Genomic DNA, 21,215 nt, shown 5'->3' with positions numbered 1-21,215 from the left:
AAGCGCAAAGAAAAGGGCCGGATAACCGGCCCTTTTTTCGTTACGCTGCGGCTCAGGAAGCCAGAGACAGCGCTTTCGTTTTCGCGTGTTCCGCCAGCCAGGCTTTCACCCGCGCCTGCTGCGCGTCGTCCAGCCACATACCCAGCTTGGTGCGGCGCCAGATGGCGTCGTCCAGCTCTACGACCCACTCTTTGTCGGTCAGGTAGCGCAGTTCGGCTTCATACAGACCGTGGCCGAAGTCTTCGCCCAGATCGCCGAGGCCGTTGGCGCCGGCCAGGATCAGCTCGCTCTGGCTGCCGTAGGTGCGGGCATAGCGGCGCGCCAGGGCTTCCGGCAGCCAGCCGTGTGCACGGCGCAGTTTGGCCGCGTAGCCGTCGCGATCGCCGCCGATGTCACCGCCTGGCAGCGTGGCGTTTTTGGTCCACGCCGGGCCGCAGCCTGGGTAGTAGTGGGCCAGTTTTTCCATCGCGTGCTCGGCCAGCTTGCGGTAGGTGGTCAACTTGCCGCCGAAGACCGACAGCAGCGGCGCCTTGCCTTGCTCGTCGTGCACGTCCAGCGTGTAATCGCGGGTGATCGCCTGCGGCGAATCGGATTCGTCGTCGCACAGCGGACGCACGCCGGAGTATGTCCAGACGATGTCGTCGCGGCCCAGCTGCTTCTTGAAGTGATCGTTGTACACTTTCAGCAGATAAGCGATTTCGTTCTCGTCGATCTTCACGTCCTTCGGATCGCCTTTGTACTCCACGTCGGTGGTGCCGATGATGGAGAACTCGTCATTCCACGGGATCACGAACACGATGCGGTGGTCTTCGTTCTGCAGAATGTAAGACTGCGGCTGATCGTGCACGCGCGGCACCACGATGTGGCTGCCTTTGATCAGGCGGATGCCGTAAGGCGATTTCAGCTTCAGGCCGTCGTCGAAGAAGTTTTTCACCCACGGGCCGGTGGCGTTCACCAGGCCTTTGGCGCGCCAGGTGAAGGTTTTGCCGCTGTCGATATCGACCGCTTCCACCATCCACAGGCCATTTTCACGCCATGCGCGGGTCACTTTGGTGCGGGTGCGCACTTCGCCGCCGCGTTTTTCCACTTCCTGCGCGTTCAGCACCACCAGGCGAGCATCGTCGACCCAGCAGTCGGAATATTCGAAACCGCGCTTCAGTTCAGGCTTCAGCACCGACTCTGGTCCAAAGCGCAAGCCCTTGCTGCCCGGCAGGCTGGTGCGTTTGCCCAGGTGATCGTACAGGAACAGGCCGATACGGATCATCCAGGCCGGACGCAGGTGCGGCTGGTGCGGCAGGCGGAAACGCATCGGGAACGCGATGTGCGGCGCCAGCTTCAGCAGCACTTCACGCTCGGCCAGCGCTTCGCTCACCAGACGGAATTCGTAGTGTTCCAGGTAGCGCAGGCCACCGTGGATCAGTTTGGAACTGGCGGAAGACGTAGCACAGGCCAAGTCTTGCGCTTCCAGTAGCAGTACCGACAGCCCGCGCCCGGCAGCATCCGCCGCGATGCCGGCACCGTTGATGCCGCCACCGATAACGATCAAGTCTTTGGTTTCCACGTCATCTTCCTCCAGATGTTCGAAATAGCTCTTTCATGTTCGTTTTCGCTCATGATTGTAATCAAAAACCAACAAGCAAGCCAAGACTTAACCAAACAAAAACATTTAGGCGTGATAGAGGTAACAGTTTGGTGATGATAGTCACATAAATGATGTGGATATGGCGCGAGCGCGCAAACGGCTGTCGATGAAGAGGGGCGGGGGGTAGGAAACGGGGCGGCGGCGCGCCCCGCAGGTTAACAGCGGATCAGCACAGCTCCAGCTGCACGTCGTACTGCTCGATGATTTTCATCACGCTCGGCGGCGGCAGCTGGTCGGTAAACAGGTAGTCGATCAGATTCATGTTACCCAGGTTGACCATGGCGTTGCGGCCGAATTTGGAGTGGTCGGTGACCAGCATCACGCAGCGGGAATTTTCGATAATCGCGCGTTTGGTGCGCACTTCGTGATAGTCGAATTCGAGCAGCGAGCCGTCCATATCGATGCCGCTGATGCCGAGAATGCCGTAATCGAGGCGGAATTGGGAGATGAAGTCCAGGGTGGCTTCGCCCATGATGCCGCCGTCGCGGGTGCGCACTTCGCCGCCGGCCAGGATCAGGCGGAAGTCTTCCTTGGCGGTCAGCAGGGTGGCGACGTTGAGGTTGTTGGTGACCACGCGCAGGTTCTTGTGGTTCATCAGCGCATGGGCCACCGCTTCCGGCGTGGTGCCGATATCGATGAACAGCGTGGCGCCGTCCGGGATCTGGCTGGCGACGCGCTGCGCGATGCGGGCTTTCTCTTCCGACCACATCACCTTGCGATCGTTATAGGCAGCGTTGACCGAGCTGGAAGGCAGCGCCGCGCCGCCGTGGTGACGCTGGATCTTGTTCTGGTCGGCCAGGTCATTCAAATCGCGGCGAATCGTTTGCGGGCTGACGTCAAAATGTTCCACCAGCTCTTCCGTGCTGACGTAACCCTGCAGGCGCACCAGCTCGATAATTGCGTCATGACGCTGTGTTTGCTTCACGATAATCCCCTAAAACGCCCGCTGTGCCCGCTGGGCACAGCTCCCGGCTGTTATTGTTCGTTGTGTGCGCGATGACGCGTATCCCAAAATGCCATCAATAACCCTAACACTAAACCGGCTACGTGTGCCGCGTTGGCGATCGACATTCCTAAAATATCGAAATATCCGGCTACCAGCCACAGCACCGAGAACACCATCAGCCCGCGCGGCAGCATCAGGCCGCGCTCCGGCGCCCGTTCGCCCGTCAGCCACACATAGCCCATCAGCGCATAGACCACGCCCGACAGCCCGCCGAAGAGCGCGCCGCTGAACAGCGATTGCGCCCAGCCGCTGAAGAAGGCCGACACCACCGCCAGCACGAACAGCTTGCCGGCACCGAGGCGTTTTTCCATCTGGCCGCCGAGATACCACCACCACATCAGGTTAAACAGGATATGCAGCAGGGAGAAATGCAGGAACGCATGGCTGACCCAGCGCCACAGCTGCGTGTATTGGCTGCTGTCCTGCGGCCAGGAGAGCCAGTACATCACGGTGTCGTCGCCCAGCACCTGCATCAGGATGTAGATCGCGATGCACAGCACCATCACGCCGAGCGTCAGCGGCCCGGCCTTGCTGCGCAGGGTGTGCAGGTAGGATTCGCTCTGATAGTGCAGACCGGCGTCGGTATGGCCGGTCTGCCAGCTGGCGGCCTGATAACGGCGGTTGAGCGGATCGACCAGAAACTGCTGCAGCTCGTGTTGCACCTGTTCGAGGTGGCCGTCGTCGGCCAGCCAGATTTCCGCCGCCTCGCCGCTGTTGCGCAGCTCAAGCCGGATGCCCTGGGTCGCCATATAGTCGACAAAGGCCAGCGCCAGGCGCGGGTTGGATATGGCGATTACTCTAACCATTGCTCTTCCGTCGTAAGTGAATGATTTTGGCCGCGGCTTGCTCGCCGGCGACCCTGACGGCCGATTATAACGTCGAAATCCTGAGCGCTGGCAAACGGATCTGCGAAAAACCCGCGAAAACGCGCACAAAAATGAAGGGGAAGCCCGCCGACGCACGGCGGGCGGCGGGAATCAGGCAGAGGTTTCCACGTCTTGCGGATACTGGCGGGCCCAGGCCTCGAAGCCGCCGTCGATGCTGTAGACCGCGTCGAACCCCTGGTGCAGCAGGTACTGAGCCGCGCTGCGGCTGCTGTTGCCGTGGTAGCACATCACCATCACCGGCCGCTCGAAGTCATTTTGTTGCATAAAGGCCGACAGGGTGGCGTTGGTGAGGTGAAAGGCGCCCGGCGTATGCCCGGCTTCAAAACTTTGCGGATCGCGGATGTCGACCAGGGCGGCGCTGCCCTCTTTCCAGCGGGTGTACGCCTGCTCAACGTTGATCGCTTCGAACTGTTCCATACTGCTGACTGCCTCGTAATTGGGGGACGCCGCTATTGTAACCAACTCTGCGGCGTTTAAGACCAGAGTAAGGTTGTGGTTTTGTCACACCAGCAGCACTTCAACGCCTTGCTGACGCAGTTGCTCAACGATGGCGGGATCGGCGGCCCGGCCGGTGATCACCATGGCAATTTGCTCGGTGCGGCTGAACAGCATGCCGGCGCGTTGGCCGACTTTGCTGCTGTCGACCAGCACCACCAGTTTACCGACATAGTTGAGCATCTTCTGTTCTGCCATCGCGGTCAGCATATCGGTTTTATACAAACCGTCAGCGGTGAGGCCGATACCGCTGGTGAACATCCAGTGCCCGGCGTACAGGGTTGCGTCGCCTTCCTGAGGCGCCAGAGTAATCGACTGGGTTTTGTTGTACTGGCCTCCCATGATCACCACGCTGTCGTGTTCCTGATCGATCAGGTAATTGGCCAGTGGCAGATAATTGGTGATCACCTGAACCGGCTTGCCGCAAATTTCACGGCCCAACAGAAATGCGGTGGAGCCGCAGTTGATCACCACGCTTTCACCCGGCTGACAGAGCTGTGCCGCGGCCGCCGCAATGCGCATTTTTTCATCGAGGTGCTGGGTTTGGTGGATATTGAGTGGCGTCCAGGCCGGGCGCGGAGTTTGCGTGGCTTCGGCGCCGTTGCGTACTTTGCGCAATTTGCCGATTTCATTCAGCTTGTTGATGTCCCGGCGCGCGGTGGCCGGAGAGATGTCAAACGCCGCGATGACGTCCGCCACGGAGATTTGCCCCTTGCGCTGCAAGAGATCGAGAATAGCGTTGTGGCGTTGGGACTCTGTCATGCGGGCTCCGTGGAGAGAAAAAACGTCGTTGCCTTCGATTATATGCGCGCCGTTTGACGATTTGAATCATTGCCGTTCAAAAGCGCGCATCCGTATGCAACACAGATTGATTACAAGAAAGACTTGAAGGGCAGGTCGGGTTCCTGGATGAAACAATCATCGAACCCGCGCGGGTAGTGATATTCCAGATTGTCTTTGTCCTGCGGCCAGATGAACTTGCCGCCAACCTGCCAGATAAACGGTTTGAAACCGTACTTGAGCCGGTCCTTTTTCATATCCCACAACACGCGGATCTCCTGCGGATCTGCCTGGAAATTAGACCAAATATCGTGGTGGAAGGGGATCACGACCTTGACGTTCAGCGATTCCGCCATGCGCAAGATGTCGGCGCTGGTCATCTTGTCAGTAATGCCGCGCGGGTTCTCGCCGTAGGAACCGAGGGCGACATCGATCTGATGATCGTTGCCGTGCTTGGCGTAATAGTTGGAGTAGTGGGAATCGCCGCTGTGATAAAGGTTGCCGCCCGGCGTTTTGAACAGGTAGTTGACCGCCCGCAGGTCCATGCCGTCCGGCAGAACGCCCGCCGCTTTTTGTTCCACCGGCAATGTGATGAGTGCCGTGCGATCGAAAGCATCCAGCGCATGAATTTCGATGTCTTTGATTTTTATCACGTCGCCAGGTTTGACGGTGATGCAGCGCTCCGGCGGCACGCCCCAGCCGATCCAGATATCTACGCAGCTTTGCGGCCCGATAAACGGGACGGTGGGGGCGCAGTTCTGCAACACTGCCGCCGCGACGTTCACATCGATATGATCGTTGTGATCGTGCGTGGCCAACACGGCGTCGAGCTGGGTAATGGCGAACGGATCGAGCACGAATGGGGTCGTGCGCAGGTTCGGTTGCAGTTTACGCACCCCGGCCATGCGCTGCATTTGGTGGCCGGTTTTCATCAGCGGGTTGCCGTGACTCTGCTTGCCGGTGCCGCACCAGAAATCGACGCACAGGTTGGCGCCTTCTTCAGACTTGAGCCAGATGCCGGTGCAGCCCAGCCACCACATGGCGAAAGTACCGGGCGCGACGTTCTCCTGCTCTATCTCTTCGTTCAGCCAGGTGCCCCATTCGGGAAAGGTGTTCAATATCCAGGACTCGCGGGTGATGTCGTTGACTTTACTCATGGGTCTTTCCTCGTTGGTGGTGATAATAAAATCACAAATAATCATTTAAAGATTTTATGTGATTTGTTTTGATCGAATCTAGCACCGTTTTTTTCAACTGACAACGATCGAAATACACGTAAACGCCGCAGAATTTACGCGCTGCGCCGGCGTTTTCTCTCCTTTTCGTTTGATTAACTGCTATTAAATTCAATAGGTAATAAAGTGTGAGTCGTCTAATTCATTGAATGTTAGTGGAATTGATTTTTAACTTGCGAGGTTGTTCACAAATAATCATTTATGATCTTTTTGTGATTTATTGTGATTGGTATGGTGAAGGCGTTACCTGCATGCCAACCTTTTCGGGAGAGCCGTATGGAAACTCTTTACACCATCTTCACCGTCTTTTTTAACCAGGTGATGACCAATGCACCGCTGCTGTTGGGGTTGGTTACGCTGTTGGGTTACACGTTGCTGCGCAAAAGCGCGGCGGTCATTATCAAAGGCACGATCAAAACCATTATCGGTTTCATGTTATTGCAGGCCGGCTCCGGCATCCTGACCGGCACGTTCAAACCCGTTGTGGCGAAGTTGTCCGAGGTATACGGCATCAACGGGGCGATTTCAGATACCTATGCCTCGATGATGGCCACCATCGAACGTATGGGGGACGCCTATAGTTGGGTCGGCTACGCGGTTTTGCTGGCATTGGCGCTGAACATACTCTACGTGTTGTTGAGGCGCATCACCGGCATCCGCACCATCATGCTCACTGGCCACATCATGTTTCAGCAGGTTGGGTTGATCGCGGTATTTTTCTACATTCTGGGTTACGGCATGTGGACGACGGTATTGTGCAGTGCGCTCTTGGCTTCACTGTACTGGGGCATCACCTCCAACATGATGTTCAAACCGACGCAGGCGGTAACGGAAAACAGCGGTTTCTCCATTGGGCACCAACAGCAGTTCGCTTCGTGGCTGGCATACAAGGCCGCACCGTATCTCGGTAAAAAAGAGGACAGCGTGGAAGATCTGAAGCTGCCTGGGTGGCTGAACATTTTCCATGACAACATCGTGTCCACCGCCATCGTGATGACGCTGTTTTTCGGCATCATTCTGTGCTCGTTCGGCTTGGACACTCTGCAGGCGATGGCCGGTAAAACTCACTGGAGCATCTATATCCTGCAAACCGGGCTGATGTTCGCGGTGGCGATTTTCATCATCGTGCAGGGTGTGCGCATGTTCGTCGCCGAATTGACCGAGGCCTTTAACGGCATTTCCCAACGTCTGATCCCGGGCGCGGTACTGGCCATCGACTGTGCCGCCATTTATAGCTTCGCGCCCAACGCCGTGGTGTGGGGTTTTATGTGGGGCACCATCGGTCAACTGATCGCCGTCGGCATACTGTTAGCGCTTGGCTCTTCCATCATGATTATTCCCGGTTTCATTCCCATGTTCTTTTCTAACGCCACCATCGGCGTATTCGCTAACCACTTTGGTGGCTGGCGCGCGGCGATGAAGATCTGTCTGGTGATGGGAATGATAGAGATCTTCGGCTGCGTGTGGGCCATCAAACTGACTGGGCTAAGTGCCTGGATGGGCATGGCGGACTGGTCGATTCTGGCGCCGCCGCTGATGCAAGGGCTGAGTCTGGGCCTGTGGTTTATGGGCGTGGTGATCGTTATCGCCCTGCTGTACATGTTCTTCGCCGGACGCACCCTGCGTGCGGAAGAAGATGCTGAAAAACAATCGGTTGAATCGGCGTCACGTTAATAGGAGTGCAGATTATGACGGTACGAATCCTGGCGGTATGCGGTTGCGGACAAGGCAGTTCCATGATCATGAAAATGAAAGTCGACCAATTTTTAACGCAGCAAGGCGTGGATCATTCGGTCAACAGCTGTGCGGTGGGGGAATACAAATCCGAGTTGAATGGGGCTGACATCATCATTGCTTCCACCCATGTCGCGGATGAAATCGTCGTCAGCGGCAACAAATACGTGGTTGGGGTACGCAATATGCTCTCGGCGGCGGACTTCGGCCCGAAGCTGATGGACGTCATCGGCGCGCATTTTCCGCAAGATTTGAAGCTGTGAGGAGCGAGTCATGAAGCTGAGCGATTCGTTGGCGCAGAATAACGCTATCCAACTGCAGGCGGAGGCTGCCGACTGGCGCCAGGCGGTGCGACTGGGGGTCGATCTGCTGGTGGCCGCCGGCGTGGTGGAACCCCGCTATTTTGACGCCATTTTGGCCGGCGTCGAACGGCACGGCCCTTACTTCGTGCTGGCGCCGGGCCTGGCGATGCCGCACGGCCGGCCGGAGGAAGGGGTGCTGAAAACCGGCTTCGCCTTGGTCACCCTGAAGACGCCGGTGTGTTTCGGCGATGAGGACAACGATCCGATAGACATCTTGATCACCATGGCGGCGGTGGACGCCAAAACGCATCAGGAGGTGGGGATCATGCAAGTGGTGAACCTGTTTGAAGATGAGGCGAATTTCGATCGCTTGCGGGCCTGTCGCCACGCGAGCGAGGTATTGGCGTTGATCGACAAAACGTCTACGGCGGCGAATTGAAGGGGACAAACAATGAACACGCATTTACCGATGTTGCAGGTGGCGCTGGATAATCTGTCCATGGCTGCGGCTTATGACACGACTCGCCTGATCGCGGCCGAAGTCGACATCATCGAAGTCGGCACTATTTTGTGCGTGGCAGAAGGCGTGCGAGCCATACGCGATTTAAAAGCGCTGTATCCGGATCGCATCGTGTTGGCGGACGCAAAAATCGCCGATGCGGGTCAGATTTTGGCGCGAATGTGCTTCGAGGCGCATGCCGATTGGATCACGGTGATCTGCTGCGCTGACATCAATACGGCCAAGGGCGCGCTGCAGGTGGCACATGAGTTCGGTGGTGACGTGCAGATAGAACTGACGGGGTTCTGGACCTGGGAACAGGCGCAGGCGTGGCGTGAAGCGGGAATTGGTCAGGTGGTGTATCACCGCAGCCGTGACGCGCAGGCGGCGGGGGTATCCTGGAGCGATGACGATATCCGCGCGGTTCGTCGCCTGAGCGAGATGGGTTTTAAGGTGACGGTCACCGGCGGACTGGCGCTGGAGGATTTGCCTCTGTTCCAAGGTATTCCCATCCATGTCTTTATCGCCGGGCGCAGCATTCGTGATGCCGCCGATCCGGTCGCGGCGGCGCGGGAATTTAAACGTGTCATCGCCCAGCGGTGGGGCTGAGGAGCGGTTATGTTGCACAAATCCGTGCCGTTGGGCATCTATGAGAAAGCGTTGCCGCCGGGCGAGGACTGGCTGACGCGCCTGCAACTGGCGGGTGAGTTGGGATTCGATTTCGTTGAAATGTCGATCGATGAAAGCGACGGCCGCCTGGCGCGGCTGGACTGGAGCGTTGAACAGCGGCTCGCGTTGGTTAGCGCCGTTGCGGCGAGCGGTGTGCGCGTGCCTTCTTTATGCCTCAGCGCCCACCGGCGTTTTCCGTTGGGCAGTGAAGACGACACGACGCGCGAGCGGGGACTGGAGATCGTGCGAAAAGCTATTCGGCTGGCGCAGGATACCGGCATCCGGGTGATCCAACTGGCCGGGTATGACGTTTATTACCAGCAGTCTACTGCGCAGACTCGCACCCGTTTCCGCGCCGGATTGGTGCAGGCGGTAGAGATGGCCAGCCGTGCACAGGTCATGCTGGCGATGGAAATCATGGACTATCCGCTGATGAACTCGATCAGCAAGGCGCTGGGCTATGCCCACTACCTGAATAACCCGTGGTTTCAGCTATACCCGGATATCGGCAACTTGTCTGCCTGGGACAACGATGTGCCGATGGAGCTCATGGCCGGGCGCGGACATATCGTGGCGGTACACGTTAAGGATACGCGGCCGGGGGAGTTTAAGAATGTGCCGTTCGGCGAGGGCGTGGTCGATTTCACGCGCTGCTTCGAAACGTTGCTTGCGAGCGGCTATCGCGGCCCCTATCTGCTCGAAATGTGGAGCGAGAAAGCACCCGATCCTCTGCAAGCGGTACGGGAGGCGCGTGCCTGGGTGGTTGCACGCATGGCTGAGGCCGGGTTGGAAATAGGGGGGGAGCATGCTGGAGCAACTGAAATTGCAGGTCTACAAAGCCAATATGGCGTTGCCTGAACACGGGCTGGTGACCTATACCTGGGGCAATGTCAGCGGCATCGATCGGGCCAGTGGGCTGGTGGTGATCAAACCCAGCGGCGTACCTTATGAAACGATGCGGGCTGAGGATATGGTGGTGGTGAATGTGCGAGGTGAGGTTGTTGAGGGGCAACTGCGGCCTTCGTCCGATACGCCGACGCATTTGGCGCTGTACCGGGCATTCCCTCAACTCGGCGGTGTGGTGCATACGCACTCCACCCATGCCACCGCCTGGGCGCAGGCAGGGGAAGCGATACCGGTGCTCGGCACCACTCACGCCGACTATTTTTCCGGCGATATTCCTTGTACCCGCGGGCTGACGGCGGAAGAGGTGGCGCGGGAATATGAGCTGAACACCGGTCGGGTGATTATCGAAACCCTGAAAGGGCGTGAACCGTTGCACGTTCCCGGTATCCTGGCGTATCAGCATGGCCCGTTCAGTTGGGGAAGGACGCCGGATGAGGCGGTGCATAACGCCGTGGTGTTGGAGGAGGTGGCGAAAATGGCGTGGATCAGCCGGGATATTAACCCCGGCCTACGGCGGATCGATGACTATCTGCTGGAAAAGCATTTCAGCCGCAAACATGGCGCTGGCGCCTATTACGGCCAGCGCTGACTCTCAGGCGCCGTACCCCATCATCTTCAGCAGCTGCTGCGCCTGCTGCACCGCCTCCTGGCGATGAGCCACGCCGAGCTTCTGGTACAGGTTGCGGATGTGCGTCTTGATGGTGGTGGCCGCCACGTCCAGCTCGCCGGCGATCTGGTCGTTGCTGTAGCCGGAATAGATCAGCCCCAGCACCTGCCATTCGCGCTGGGTGAGCGGGCTGGTGCGGATCAGCTCCGGCACCTGCGGGTGGGTCAGCAGCTTATCGACGAAGTTCTCGTCAAAATGCGCGAACTTGTGCCGATGATGCTGGTTGATGTCGCGCAGGATGCGCTGGGCGCGATGCTGTTCCAGCTCCGGCAGCGTGTTGAGCTGGATCAGCTGGCGCAGCTGCTGCGCCATCGCTTCGCCCTCGATGACGAAATGGCTGATAAAGCCGGTGCGGTTGGCCAGCGACAGCGCTTCGATCAACGCCTGCTGCGCTTCGCCCTTGCGCTCTTGCAGCCAGTACAGCTGGTTGCTGAGCAGCAGGTTGCGGTTGAGATCGCTCACCAGCCGCAGCCGGCGGGCGTTCTCGTTCAGTTCATCCAGCACCACGCCAGCCTCGTCATACTGGCCGAGCAGAATCTGCACCCGCGCAATGTTGCGCCACTGGCCCTGCGTGAAGTGGTTGTCCGCCATGCCGGGCTTTTCGGTGTGGCGTAGCCACTGGGCGGCGGCGGCGGTGTCGCCGGTCATCTGCCAGTGGATCACCCGCGACTTGTCGGTGTTGGTCAGCCAGTCGCGATGGTAGTGGGCGCCGTGCAGCAGGGTTTCGCAGCGCTGCAGGTGAGTATTGGCATTGTCCAGATCGCCGCGCGCCAGCGAGCATTTGGCCAGCATGGCGATGCACTGCAGCTGTTGCTGCGGCTGGTAGTTCGCCAGGATTTTCAGCCCGGTGCGCGCCGCGTCTTCCGCCTCGTCCAGCCGCGACCACGACCACAGGATCTGCGCGCGAATGCGCAGCAGGAACTCGTGCATCGGCAGCTGTTCCAGGTGCTGCTCGCGGATCAGTTCGAACGCCTTGTCCTGGGTTTCGTAAGCGGCCTGCAGAAAGCCCTGGGCGATGAGGATTTCGCTCTGCTGCAGCAGTGCCCAGAGCGCGTAATGGTTGGCCTGATGGCGACGCGCCATCTGCTCGGTTTGCTGCATCATCGGCAGCGCGCGCGCCAGCTCGCCCTTGCAGTGGTGCACTTCGCCGGTCACCGAGGTGGCGACGATGCGGCTGTAATAGCTGGACAGCGGCAGGAATTTCAACGCTTCGGTCGCCAGCCGTTCGGCCTCTTCCGGTTTGCCGGCGTTGATCGCCACCTGGGCGCGCAAGGCGTCGAACTCGGCGTGCAGCGTTTGGTCTATCTCGATTTTCTGTTCGCGCATGGTGCGCTCGGCGCGCTCCAGCAGAGTGTTGACCTCGCCGTAGCGGTGCTGGCTCTGCGCCAGCCAGGCCTGCAGCAGCGCCAGCTTGGGATTCTGGATCAGGCGCTCATAGGGCAGCGCGTTGAGGCACTCTTCCAGCAAGGCCAGTTCGCTGTGGTGGAACAGCGACCAGGCGTGTTGCAGCAGGATATCGCGCAGCATGCTGACGTCGCTGGCCGCCAGCGCATGGTGAATGGCCTCTGCCGGATATCCCAGCGCCAGCCAGCCTTCGGCGGCGGCGCGGTGCAACCCCGGCAGCTCCAGTGCCAGTTCCCACTGGCAACGCTGGCGCAGGAAAGAGGCGAACAGCGGGTGGAAGTTGAACCATTCGCCGGTGTCGTCCATGCGGTGGATAAACAGCCCCTGGCGCTCCAGCTCCTCCAGCCGCTGCTGGCCGTTGTCTTCGCCGGTCAGCCGCACGATCAGCGCGTCGTTCATCGAGCGCAGCACCGAACAGCGCAGCAGGAAGGCGCGCGCATCGGCATCGACGTGATCCAGCACTTCGTCCACCAGGTAGTCGGACAGGTGACTGGCGTTCAGCCCCGCCAGGCGCTTGGCCGACAGCTGGGCCGACGAGGCGGACTGGCGGGCCGACAACGCGATCAGCTGCAGCGCGGTGGCCCAGCCTTCGACTTCGTCGCACAGGCGGCTGCTGTCCTGCTGCTCCATCGGCGCCGCCAGGCGGCAGTCGAAGAACTGTTTGGCTTCCTGATGGGTAAACGCCAGCTGCTGCGTACCCATTTCCAGCAGCTGATCGCGCACCCGCAGATTGGCGATGCCGAGCGGCGGCAGGGTGCGCGAGAGCAGGATCAGCGTCAGGTTTTCCGGCTGATGGCGCAGGAAAAAGCGCATGGCTTCGTGGATGGCGTCGTTGGTGATCAGGTGGTAGTCGTCGATCACCAGGTACAGCGGCTGGTGCCAGTCGGCCAGCTCGATAAACAGCTGGGCGAACAGCGCCGACAGGCTGGCGTACTGATGCTTCTGGCTCAGCGCCTCGCTCTTGACGCAGCGGCCGCCGCTGGCCTGCTGCAGCGCGGCGATCAGGTAGCTGGCGAAGCGCTCCGGCTGGTTGTCGCTCTCATCCAGGGAATACCAGCCCAGATCGGCCTTGCCGGCCGCCCATTGGGCGATCAGCGTGGTTTTCCCGTATCCCGCCGGGCAATTGACCAGTGTCAGGCGATAGTTGCCCGCGCTGGCCAGTTTGGCCAGCAGGCGATCGCGGATCACGGTATTTTGCAGCCGTACCGGGCGGCTCAGTTTTGATGGGATCAGCATAGTATTCCAGGGTATAAATCGCGGTTCCCGCCGGGATTGGAGTGGCGCTAATTATTTTATGGTTCGTAATTAATAGCTCCCCCTAACTTCTGCCAACCCTAAACGTATTGCAACAAGCTTCCGCATCGGCTTGGAGTTAAGTTGCTATCGATCACACTTTTTTACGTTTGGCGCCGGCGCGCGGCGATGCGGTTGCAGATCGCATTTCCGGCCATGGACAAAACTTCAGCAGTGCGAATACTTGTGCTAACGTCATGGTTAACGTTCTCAGTGCTCGCCGCACGCGTTGGCGGGCTTTTTTGCATCGTTGCAAGGGAGTCAAAAAGTGCCTGAGATCACAATTCCAGCTACGCCCCAATCCTCCTCCCCAGCTAATCCCCAGGCGGGATGATGCCGTCAGGCTTTCTCACCGGCACGATAGCGGCAATTTGACCCACTTACTGGATAGAGAGTTTTCCTTATGTCACAGCCTACGCTCAAGAAGGATGCTTTTCTGGCGGCGCTTGCCCGCCAGTGGCAACGGTTCGGCCTCAGTTCCGCACAGCAGATGACGCAGCATCAATGGTGGGAAGCCGTCAGTGCGGCGCTGGCCGAGCAGTTGGCCGCGCAGCCGGCGCCGCGCAAAAGCGCCAAACCGCTGCGCCACGTGAACTACATCTCGATGGAGTTTCTGATCGGCCGGCTGACGGCGAACAACCTGATCAACCTGGGCTGGTACGATACCGTCGAGCAGGCGCTGGCGGAGCAGAACGTCAAGCTGGCGGATTTGCTGGAGCAGGAAACCGATCCGGCGCTGGGCAACGGCGGGCTGGGGCGCCTGGCGGCCTGTTTCCTCGACTCGATGGCGACGGTGGAGCAACCGGCCACCGGCTATGGGCTGAACTACCAGTACGGGCTGTTCCGCCAGTCGTTCCAGGGCGGGCAGCAGCAAGAGGCGCCGGATAACTGGCAGCGCGAGAGCTACCCGTGGTTCCGCCACAACGCCGCGCTGGCGGTGGATGTAGGCATCGGCGGCAAGCTGGAAAAGCAGGCCGACGGCCGCGAACTGTGGCGCCCGGCCTTCACCCTGCGCGGCGAAGCCTGGGATCTGCCGGTGCTGGGGTATCGCAACGGCGTGGCGCAGCCGCTGCGCCTGTGGCAGGCGACCCATCAGCATCCGTTCAACCTGAGCGATTTCAACGACGGCAAATTCCTGCAGGCGGAGAAGCAGGGCGTAGAAGCCGACAAGCTGACCAAGGTGCTCTACCCGAACGACAACCATCAGGCCGGCAAGCGCCTGCGCCTGATGCAGCAGTATTTCCAGTGCGCCTGCTCGGTGGCGGACATTTTGCGCAAGCACCATCAGGCCGGCCGCAAGATTGAAGAGCTGCCGAAGTACGAAGTGATCCAGCTGAACGACACCCACCCGACCATCGCCATTCCGGAAATGCTGCGCATTCTGCTGGACGAACACCAGCTGGAGTGGGAGGCGGCCTGGGCGATCACCAGCAACACCTTCGCCTATACCAACCACACCCTGATGCCGGAAGCGCTGGAGTGCTGGGATGAAAAACTGGTGCGCAGCCTGCTGCCGCGCCATTTCTCCATCATCAAACAGATCAACGCCAGGTTCAAAAAGCAGGTGGATAAGCATTGGCCGGGCGACGAGGCGGTGTGGGCCAAACTGGCGGTGCATCACAACAAGCAGGTGCGCATGGCCAACCTGTGCGTGGTCAGCGGCTTTGCGGTCAACGGCGTGGCGCAGCTGCACTCGGATCTGGTGGTGAAGGATCTGTTCCCGGAATATCACCAGCTGTGGCCGAACAAATTCCATAACGTCACCAACGGCATCACGCCGCGTCGCTGGCTGAAACAGTGCAACCCGGCGCTGTCGGGCCTGATCGACGAGACGCTGAAGGTGGAATGGGCGAACGATCTCGACGCGTTGCGCGGGCTGGAAAAATTCGCCGACGACGCAGCGTTCCGCCAGCGTTATCAGCAGATCAAACGCGACAACAAGGTGGCGCTGGCCCATTACGTGCACGGCGTGATGGGGTTGACGCTCGATCCGGACGCGATTTTCGACGTGCAGATCAAGCGTCTGCACGAGTATAAACGCCAGCACCTGAACCTGCTGCACATCCTGTCGCTGTATCGCCAGCTGCGCGACAACCCGAATCTGGACATCGTACCGCGCGTCTTCCTGTTCGGCGCCAAGGCGGCGCCGGGCTACTACCTGGCGAAAAACATCATTTACGCGATCAACCAGGCGGCCGAGAAGATCAATAACGATCCGTTGGTGAAAGATCGCCTGAAAGTGGCGTTCATTCCCGACTACCGCGTGTCGGTGGCCGAACTGATGATCCCGGCGGCGGATATCTCCGAGCAGATCTCCTCCGCCGGTAAAGAGGCCTCCGGCACCGGCAACATGAAGCTGGCGCTGAACGGCGCGCTGACGGTCGGCACGCTGGACGGCGCCAACGTCGAAATCGCCGAGCAGGTGGGCGAAGACAATATCTTTATCTTCGGCAATACCGTGGAGCAGGTGAAGGCGATACTGGCGAAGGGCTACGATCCGCTCAGCTACCGCAAAAAAGACAAGCACCTGAAGGCGATTTTGGACGAGCTGGCGAGCGGCGCATTCAGCCACGGCGACAAGCACGCGTTCGACATGATGCTGCACAGCCTGCTGGAAGGCGGCGATCCCTATCTGGTGCTGGCGGACTTCGCCTCGTACTGCCAGGCGCAGCGCCGGGTCGACGAACTGTACCGCGACCGGGACGAATGGACGCGGCGGACTATCCTTAACACTGCGCGCGTCGGCATGTTCAGCTCGGATCGCTCGATTCGCGATTACCAGCAGCGCATCTGGCAAGCCAAACGTTAAGGAGAGCGAATGGATCGTAAGCGTATCGATCAGGCGGCAGCGCAGGCGGGGATCGCTGCCGATTTCATCAATGCCCACGGCAAGCGGCAGGCGATTGAGCCGGAGACCAAGCGCAAGCTGCTGGCGGCCATGAACCGGGCCGATGCTGCGCAGGAAGGGGCGGCATCGCCGTTGCCGGCGGTCAAGGTGTTCTATCAGGGCGCGCCGCTGGCGCTGACCCCGGCGGGCGAAGGCGACTACCTGTGGGTGCTGCAGCGTGAAGACGGCGAATGCCTGCAGGGGCGCGTCGGCGCGCGCAAGACCCTGACGCTGCCCGGCGACCTGCCGGCGGGGTATCACCAATTGACGCTGAGCCAGGGCGCACGGCAGTGGCCATGCCGAGTGATCGTCGCGCCGAGGCGCTGCTTCGAGCCGGACGCCTTGCTGACCGGCAAGAAACTGTGGGGCGCCTGCGTTCAGCTGTATACGCTGCGTTCCGATCGCAACTGGGGCATCGGCGATTTCGGCGATCTGCGTCTGATGGTGGAGCAGGTGGGGGAGCGCGGCGGTGCCTTCGTCGGTCTCAATCCGATCCATGCGCTGTATCCGGCCAACCCGGAGAGCGCCAGCCCTTACAGCCCCTCGTCGCGCCGCTGGCTGAATCTGGCGTATATCGACGTCAACGCGGTGGAGGATTTCCAGCGCAGCGACGCGGCGCAGCGCTGGTGGCAGAAGCCGGCGACGCAGAAGCAGCTGGCCAAGGCGCGCGCCGCGGAGTGGGTGGATTACACCGCCGTGATGCAGCTGAAGCTGGCGGCGCTGAAGCTGACGTTCCCGCTGTTTCAGGCGCGCAAGCCGAACGACGCGCAGCGTCAGGCGTTCGAACGGTTCGTGACTGAGGGCGGCGACAGCCTGTATCAGCAGGCGGCGTTCGACGCGCTGCATGCCCACCTGGCGGCCAAAGACGCCAGCCAGTGGGGATGGCCGGCCTGGCCCGAGGGCTATCGGCGGGGGCAGAGCGAAGCGGTGCGGCAGTTCTGCGACGAACATCAGGACGCGGTCCGCTTTTACCTGTGGCTGCAATGGCTGGCGGCCACGCAGTTTGCGCAGTGTTTTGAGCAGAGCCGGCAGCAGCAGATGCCGATTGGTCTGTATCGCGATCTGGCGGTCGGGGTGGCGGAAGGCGGGGCGGAAACCTGGTGCGACCGCGAGCTGTACTGCCTGAAAGCGTCGGTCGGCGCACCGCCGGACATCCTGGGGCCGCTGGGGCAAAACTGGGGCCTGCCGCCGATGGATCCGCACGTGATGGCGGCGCGCGGTTATCAGCCGTTCATCGATCTTTTGCGCGCCAACATGACCAGCTGCGGCGCGCTGCGTATCGATCACGTCATGGCGCTGCTGCGGCTGTGGTGGATCCCTTATGGCGAAACCGCCGATCGCGGCGCCTACGTCAAATACCCGGTGGACGATCTGCTGGCGGTGCTGGCGCTGGAAAGCCAGCGCCACCGCTGCATGGTGATCGGCGAGGATCTCGGCACCGTGCCGGTAGAGATCGTCGGCAAGCTGCGCGACAGCGGCGTCTATTCCTACAAGGTGCTGTATTTCGAAAGCGACGGTGAACACCATTTCCGCGCGCCGCAGGCCTATCCGGTGCAGGCGATGGCGACCATCACTACCCACGATCTGCCGACGTTGCGCGGCTATTGGCAAAGCGGCGATCTGACGCTGGGCAACCGACTGGGGCTCTATCCGGACGCGGAGATCCTGCGGGAGCTGTTCGCCGATCGGGAACGCGCCAAGCAAGGGCTGCTGGACGGGTTGCATCGCTATGGCTGCGTGCCGCAGAAGGTGGGCAAGAGGGCGGCGCTGCTCGGCATGAGCCCGCTGCTTAACCGCGGCCTGCAGCGTTATGTCGCCGACAGCGCCAGCGCCCTGCTCGGCCTGCAGCCGGAAGACTGGCTGGACATGGCCGATCCGGTTAATATTCCCGGCACCAGTGACCAGTACCCTAACTGGCGGCGCAAGCTGACCCAAACGCTGGAGGAGATGTTCGCCGATCCGCGGATAAACCGGCTGCTGAAGGATTTGGACAAACGGCGGCGCAAGGTGTCGGTGGGCTAAAAACGACAATGCCGGAACGGGTTCCCCCTTCCGGCATTGCGTTATCTACCGTGGCGTGAGCGCCGGGTATCAGTAGTAAGAGTGCTCGCCGCGCTGGTGTTCGGTCAGATCACGCACGCCTTTCAGCTCCGGGAACTTCTGCAGCAGCTCTTTCTCTATGCCTTCTTTCAGCGTGACGTCGACCATCGAACAGCCGTTGCAACCGCCGCCGAACTGCAGGATCGCCATGTTGTCGTCGGTGATCTCCATCAGCGTCACGCGGCCGCCGTGGCCCGCCAGCTGTGGGTTGATCTGCGACTGCAGCACGTATTCCACGCGCTCCATCAGCGGCGCGTTGTCATCGACCTTGCGCATTTTGGCGTTCGGCGCCTTCAGCGTCAGCTGAGAACCCAGCTGGTCGGTCACGAAGTCGATTTCGGCGTCTTCCAGATACGGCGCGCTCAGCTCATCGACATAGGCGGACAGTTTGTCGAACTTCAGTTCGGTATCCGTCGCTTCTACCGCGTCCGGCGGGCAATAAGAGACACCGCATTCGGCCGTCGGCGTGCCCGGGTTGATCACGAATACGCGGATTTGGGTGCCTTCTTCTTGATTTGCCAGCAGTTTGGCAAAGTGTTCCTGTGCAGCATCTGTTATACGGATCATAGCATTAGCTCAATAGTTGACTTCTATAGTCGGTTATAATACGCCCATTGCCGTGGCACTACAACGTGCGGCAAACGCACCAGATCTGCACCGAGGCGGCGCCTTGCCGCCGCAGCAGCGCCGCGATCTCCGCGACGGTGCTACCGGTGGTCACCACGTCATCCACCAGGGCGATATGCCGGCCGGCGACCGAGACGGTGCAGACGAACGCGCGCTGCAGATTGCGCCTGCGTGCTCCGGCGCTCAGCCGCTGTTGCAGGGCGGTCTTGCGTACCCGGCGCAAGGCGGCGGGCCGATAGGGGCAGCCCAGCCAGCGCGCCAGCGGCCGGGCCAGCAGATCGCTCTGGTTATAGCCGCGGCGCCAGCAGCGTGATGCATGCAAGGGTACCGCTAAAATCAGGTCGGGTCTGTTCAGATACTGCTCTCTGCGCGCCTGCTGCCAGCGCAACAGCATCAGGCGCGCCAACGCCGGGGCCAGCTCGGACGCGCGGTGAAACTTGAACCTCTTTACCAGTTGGCTGAGGGGCGCAATGTAGTCGCCGACGAACACCAGCCGTTGCCAGGGCGGCGGCCGTTGCAGGCAGCGGCCGCAGGGCGTTTGCGTTCTCCCGGCGGGCAACCCGCAGCGCGGGCAACACGGGGGGCTGGCCGGCAGATGGCGCAGGCAGCAGTTGCAGATGCCATGACGCATCAGGCTCAACGGCTGTCGGCATAGCCAACAGCGGCTGCGGATTGATAGCATAGAGCCTCCGAGACGGGTAAGCATGAAAGGACAATAACCAATGACAGCGCTGTACTGGCAAACAATAGGTGAAGGCGAACGCGATCTTGTGCTGCTGCACGGCTGGGGATTGAACGCCGAAGTGTGGAGTTGCATTCAGGCGCGACTGGCGCCGCATTTTCGCCTGCACCTGGTCGATCTGCCGGGGTACGGCCGCAGCCAGGGGTTCGGCGCCCTGTCGCTGGAGCAGATGACGGAAATCGTGCTGGCGGCCGCCCCGTCGCAGGCCTGGTGGCTGGGCTGGTCGCTCGGCGGGCTGGTGGCCAGCCAGGCGGCGTTGATGCAACCTGAGCGGCTCAAGGGCTTGATCACCGTGGCCTCTTCGCCTTGCTTTGCCGCCCGCGATGAGTGGCCGGGGATCCGCCCGGACGTGCTGAGCGGTTTTCAGCACCAGCTGAGCCTGGATTTCCAGCGCACCGTCGAGCGTTTTCTGGCGTTGCAGACGCTGGGCACCGAGAGCGCGCGTCAGGATGCGCGCCAGCTGAAAGCGGTGGTGCTCAACCAGCCGACGCCGAGCGTCGAGGTGTTGAACGGCGGGCTGGAGATCCTGCGCACCGCCGATCTGCGTGCGCCGTTGGCCGCGCTGGAGCTGCCGTTGCTGCGGATTTACGGCTATCTGGACGGGCTGGTGCCGCGCAAGGTCGCCGAGCTGCTCGACGCGGCCTGGCCGAATTCTACGTCGCAGGTCGTGGTCAAAGCCGCCCATGCGCCGTTTATCTCTCATCCCGACGAATTTGTGACGATGATCGAAGCGTTTATTGCAGCACATTGAATGCGGCGGGAAAACGCACGATAGGGCGCGAAAAAAAACGCCGCCGGGTGGATAAAAGACAAAGCTGTTCGATACTTAGTGAGTCAATGCGTTGGCTGCAAAATGAAAAGACCGCGTGCGGCGCTTTTCATTTTGGCGTTTCGTCTCTGGGAAACAGGCCCCGTCAGGGAAAGCAACGAGGCCTGAGGATGTCGCGGCAGCCTGCTGTACTACGCATGGATTCTTGACGGCTTTCATAACAGATAAATTATCCATTGAGAGGTTAGTGTCATGAAATCATTGAAGATGATTATTGCAGCGGCAGTGCTGGGTTCGGTGTCTTTCGGCTCCATGGCGGCAACCCTGCTGACCAAGGAAGATCTGGATAAGAACCCGGGTAAATACGAGAAGATCGGCACCGTGACCACCACGGCGCAGACCACCTCGCCGATGGATGCCAAGGATGAGCTGTCCAAACTGGCGGACGAGAAGGGCGGTCAATACTACGTGATCCTGGCAGGCCGCGAGCACGGTAAATTCAGCGCCATCGCTGAAGTTTACAAAGACAAGCAATAAGCCTTCAACGGCAAGGGGCGCCGCTGCGGCGCCC

Annotated in this window: 19 protein-coding genes; 10 read left to right on the top strand and 9 right to left on the bottom strand. The window is 60.5% G+C overall.

Features of this window, described 5'->3' with window-relative positions; genetic code table 11:
- Window positions 1–52: 52 nt before the first annotated feature.
- The 6 genes from glpD to ulaG form a co-directional block, all read right to left on the bottom strand.
- On the bottom strand, window positions 53–1,561 hold the full coding sequence (glpD, locus tag QOL81_RS23045) for a glycerol-3-phosphate dehydrogenase (RefSeq protein ID WP_049202828.1): 1,509 nt from the start codon (window positions 1,559–1,561) through the stop codon (window positions 53–55).
- Between the two features lie 247 nt (window positions 1,562–1,808).
- On the bottom strand, window positions 1,809–2,567 hold the full coding sequence (locus tag QOL81_RS23040) for a DeoR/GlpR family transcriptional regulator (protein ID WP_004930797.1): 759 nt from the start codon (window positions 2,565–2,567) through the stop codon (window positions 1,809–1,811).
- A 50-nt stretch (window positions 2,568–2,617) separates the two neighbouring features.
- Entirely contained in the window at window positions 2,618–3,454 is an 837-nt protein-coding gene (gene glpG / locus QOL81_RS23035; protein ID WP_070913847.1) for a rhomboid family intramembrane serine protease GlpG, read from the bottom strand.
- Between the two features lie 171 nt (window positions 3,455–3,625).
- Complete coding sequence (gene glpE, locus QOL81_RS23030) at window positions 3,626–3,952, bottom strand: thiosulfate sulfurtransferase GlpE (RefSeq protein WP_004930790.1); 327 nt, start codon at window positions 3,950–3,952, stop codon at window positions 3,626–3,628.
- An 84-nt stretch (window positions 3,953–4,036) separates the two neighbouring features.
- On the bottom strand, window positions 4,037–4,792 hold the full coding sequence (gene ulaR, locus QOL81_RS23025; protein ID WP_060424494.1) for an HTH-type transcriptional regulator UlaR: 756 nt from the start codon (window positions 4,790–4,792) through the stop codon (window positions 4,037–4,039).
- Window positions 4,793–4,902: 110 nt separating this feature from the next.
- A complete protein-coding gene (gene ulaG, locus QOL81_RS23020; protein WP_070913846.1) occupies window positions 4,903–5,967 on the bottom strand; it encodes an L-ascorbate 6-phosphate lactonase in 1,065 nt (354 codons plus the stop codon).
- 354 nt (window positions 5,968–6,321) lie between these two features.
- Between ulaG and ulaA the strand changes: the two genes are divergently transcribed.
- The 6 genes from ulaA to QOL81_RS22990 are packed head-to-tail and all read left to right on the top strand — an operon-like array spanning window position 6,322 to window position 10,744.
- Window positions 6,322–7,719, top strand: a complete 1,398-nt coding sequence (gene ulaA / locus QOL81_RS23015; RefSeq protein ID WP_060424498.1) for a PTS ascorbate transporter subunit IIC — start codon at window positions 6,322–6,324, stop codon at window positions 7,717–7,719.
- Between the two features lie 14 nt (window positions 7,720–7,733).
- Window positions 7,734–8,042 (top strand): PTS ascorbate transporter subunit IIB, encoded by a 309-nt coding sequence (gene ulaB / locus QOL81_RS23010; RefSeq protein ID WP_060441396.1) that lies wholly within the window; start codon window positions 7,734–7,736, stop codon window positions 8,040–8,042.
- 10 nt (window positions 8,043–8,052) lie between these two features.
- Complete coding sequence (ulaC, locus tag QOL81_RS23005) at window positions 8,053–8,520, top strand: PTS ascorbate transporter subunit IIA (protein ID WP_060438254.1); 468 nt, start codon at window positions 8,053–8,055, stop codon at window positions 8,518–8,520.
- A gap of 12 nt (window positions 8,521–8,532) precedes the next feature.
- Complete coding sequence (locus QOL81_RS23000) at window positions 8,533–9,189, top strand: 3-keto-L-gulonate-6-phosphate decarboxylase UlaD (protein WP_070913845.1); 657 nt, start codon at window positions 8,533–8,535, stop codon at window positions 9,187–9,189.
- Window positions 9,190–9,198: 9 nt separating this feature from the next.
- Window positions 9,199–10,107 carry an L-ribulose-5-phosphate 3-epimerase gene (locus QOL81_RS22995; protein ID WP_283440038.1) on the top strand — a complete coding sequence of 303 codons (909 nt, stop codon included), beginning with the start codon at window positions 9,199–9,201 and terminating at the stop codon, window positions 10,105–10,107.
- Complete coding sequence (locus QOL81_RS22990) at window positions 10,058–10,744, top strand: L-ribulose-5-phosphate 4-epimerase (RefSeq protein ID WP_070913865.1); 687 nt, start codon at window positions 10,058–10,060, stop codon at window positions 10,742–10,744. The genes QOL81_RS22995 and QOL81_RS22990 overlap by 50 nt, the downstream gene beginning before the upstream one ends.
- 3 nt (window positions 10,745–10,747) lie before the next feature.
- Here the strand turns inward: QOL81_RS22990 and malT are convergent, their stop codons facing one another.
- The gene (gene malT, locus QOL81_RS22985) at window positions 10,748–13,462 is read right to left on the bottom strand and encodes an HTH-type transcriptional regulator MalT (RefSeq protein ID WP_060424501.1); all 2,715 of its coding nucleotides are present in this window, start codon (window positions 13,460–13,462) and stop codon (window positions 10,748–10,750) included.
- 460 nt (window positions 13,463–13,922) lie between these two features.
- Between malT and malP the strand changes: the two genes are divergently transcribed.
- Window positions 13,923–16,328, top strand: coding sequence for a maltodextrin phosphorylase (gene malP / locus QOL81_RS22980; protein ID WP_070913843.1), 2,406 nt, complete (start codon window positions 13,923–13,925; stop codon window positions 16,326–16,328).
- A gap of 9 nt (window positions 16,329–16,337) precedes the next feature.
- Window positions 16,338–18,428 (top strand): 4-alpha-glucanotransferase, encoded by a 2,091-nt coding sequence (gene malQ, locus QOL81_RS22975; RefSeq protein WP_060424503.1) that lies wholly within the window; start codon window positions 16,338–16,340, stop codon window positions 18,426–18,428.
- A gap of 69 nt (window positions 18,429–18,497) precedes the next feature.
- Here the strand turns inward: malQ and nfuA are convergent, their stop codons facing one another.
- Window positions 18,498–19,073, bottom strand: a complete 576-nt coding sequence (gene nfuA, locus QOL81_RS22970; protein ID WP_033631902.1) for a Fe-S biogenesis protein NfuA — start codon at window positions 19,071–19,073, stop codon at window positions 18,498–18,500.
- 58 nt (window positions 19,074–19,131) lie between these two features.
- A complete protein-coding gene (gene gntX / locus QOL81_RS22965) occupies window positions 19,132–19,815 on the bottom strand; it encodes a DNA utilization protein GntX (RefSeq protein WP_060424505.1) in 684 nt (227 codons plus the stop codon).
- A gap of 40 nt (window positions 19,816–19,855) precedes the next feature.
- On the opposite strand from gntX, the gene bioH reads away from it, so the two are divergent.
- On the top strand, window positions 19,856–20,626 hold the full coding sequence (bioH, locus tag QOL81_RS22960) for a pimeloyl-ACP methyl ester esterase BioH (protein ID WP_060424507.1): 771 nt from the start codon (window positions 19,856–19,858) through the stop codon (window positions 20,624–20,626).
- A 270-nt stretch (window positions 20,627–20,896) separates the two neighbouring features.
- Window positions 20,897–21,181: a YdgH/BhsA/McbA-like domain containing protein gene (locus tag QOL81_RS22955; RefSeq protein ID WP_049202818.1), complete on the top strand. Its 285-nt coding sequence runs from the start codon at window positions 20,897–20,899 to the stop codon at window positions 21,179–21,181.
- Window positions 21,182–21,215: the final 34 nt, after the last annotated feature.

The organism is Serratia sp. CC22-02, from assembly GCF_900182895.1.
GTDB lineage: Bacteria > Pseudomonadota > Gammaproteobacteria > Enterobacterales > Enterobacteriaceae > Serratia > Serratia nevei.
The sequence above is the reverse complement of the archived record's forward strand: the minus strand, read 5'-3'. Positions and strand labels throughout refer to the sequence as shown.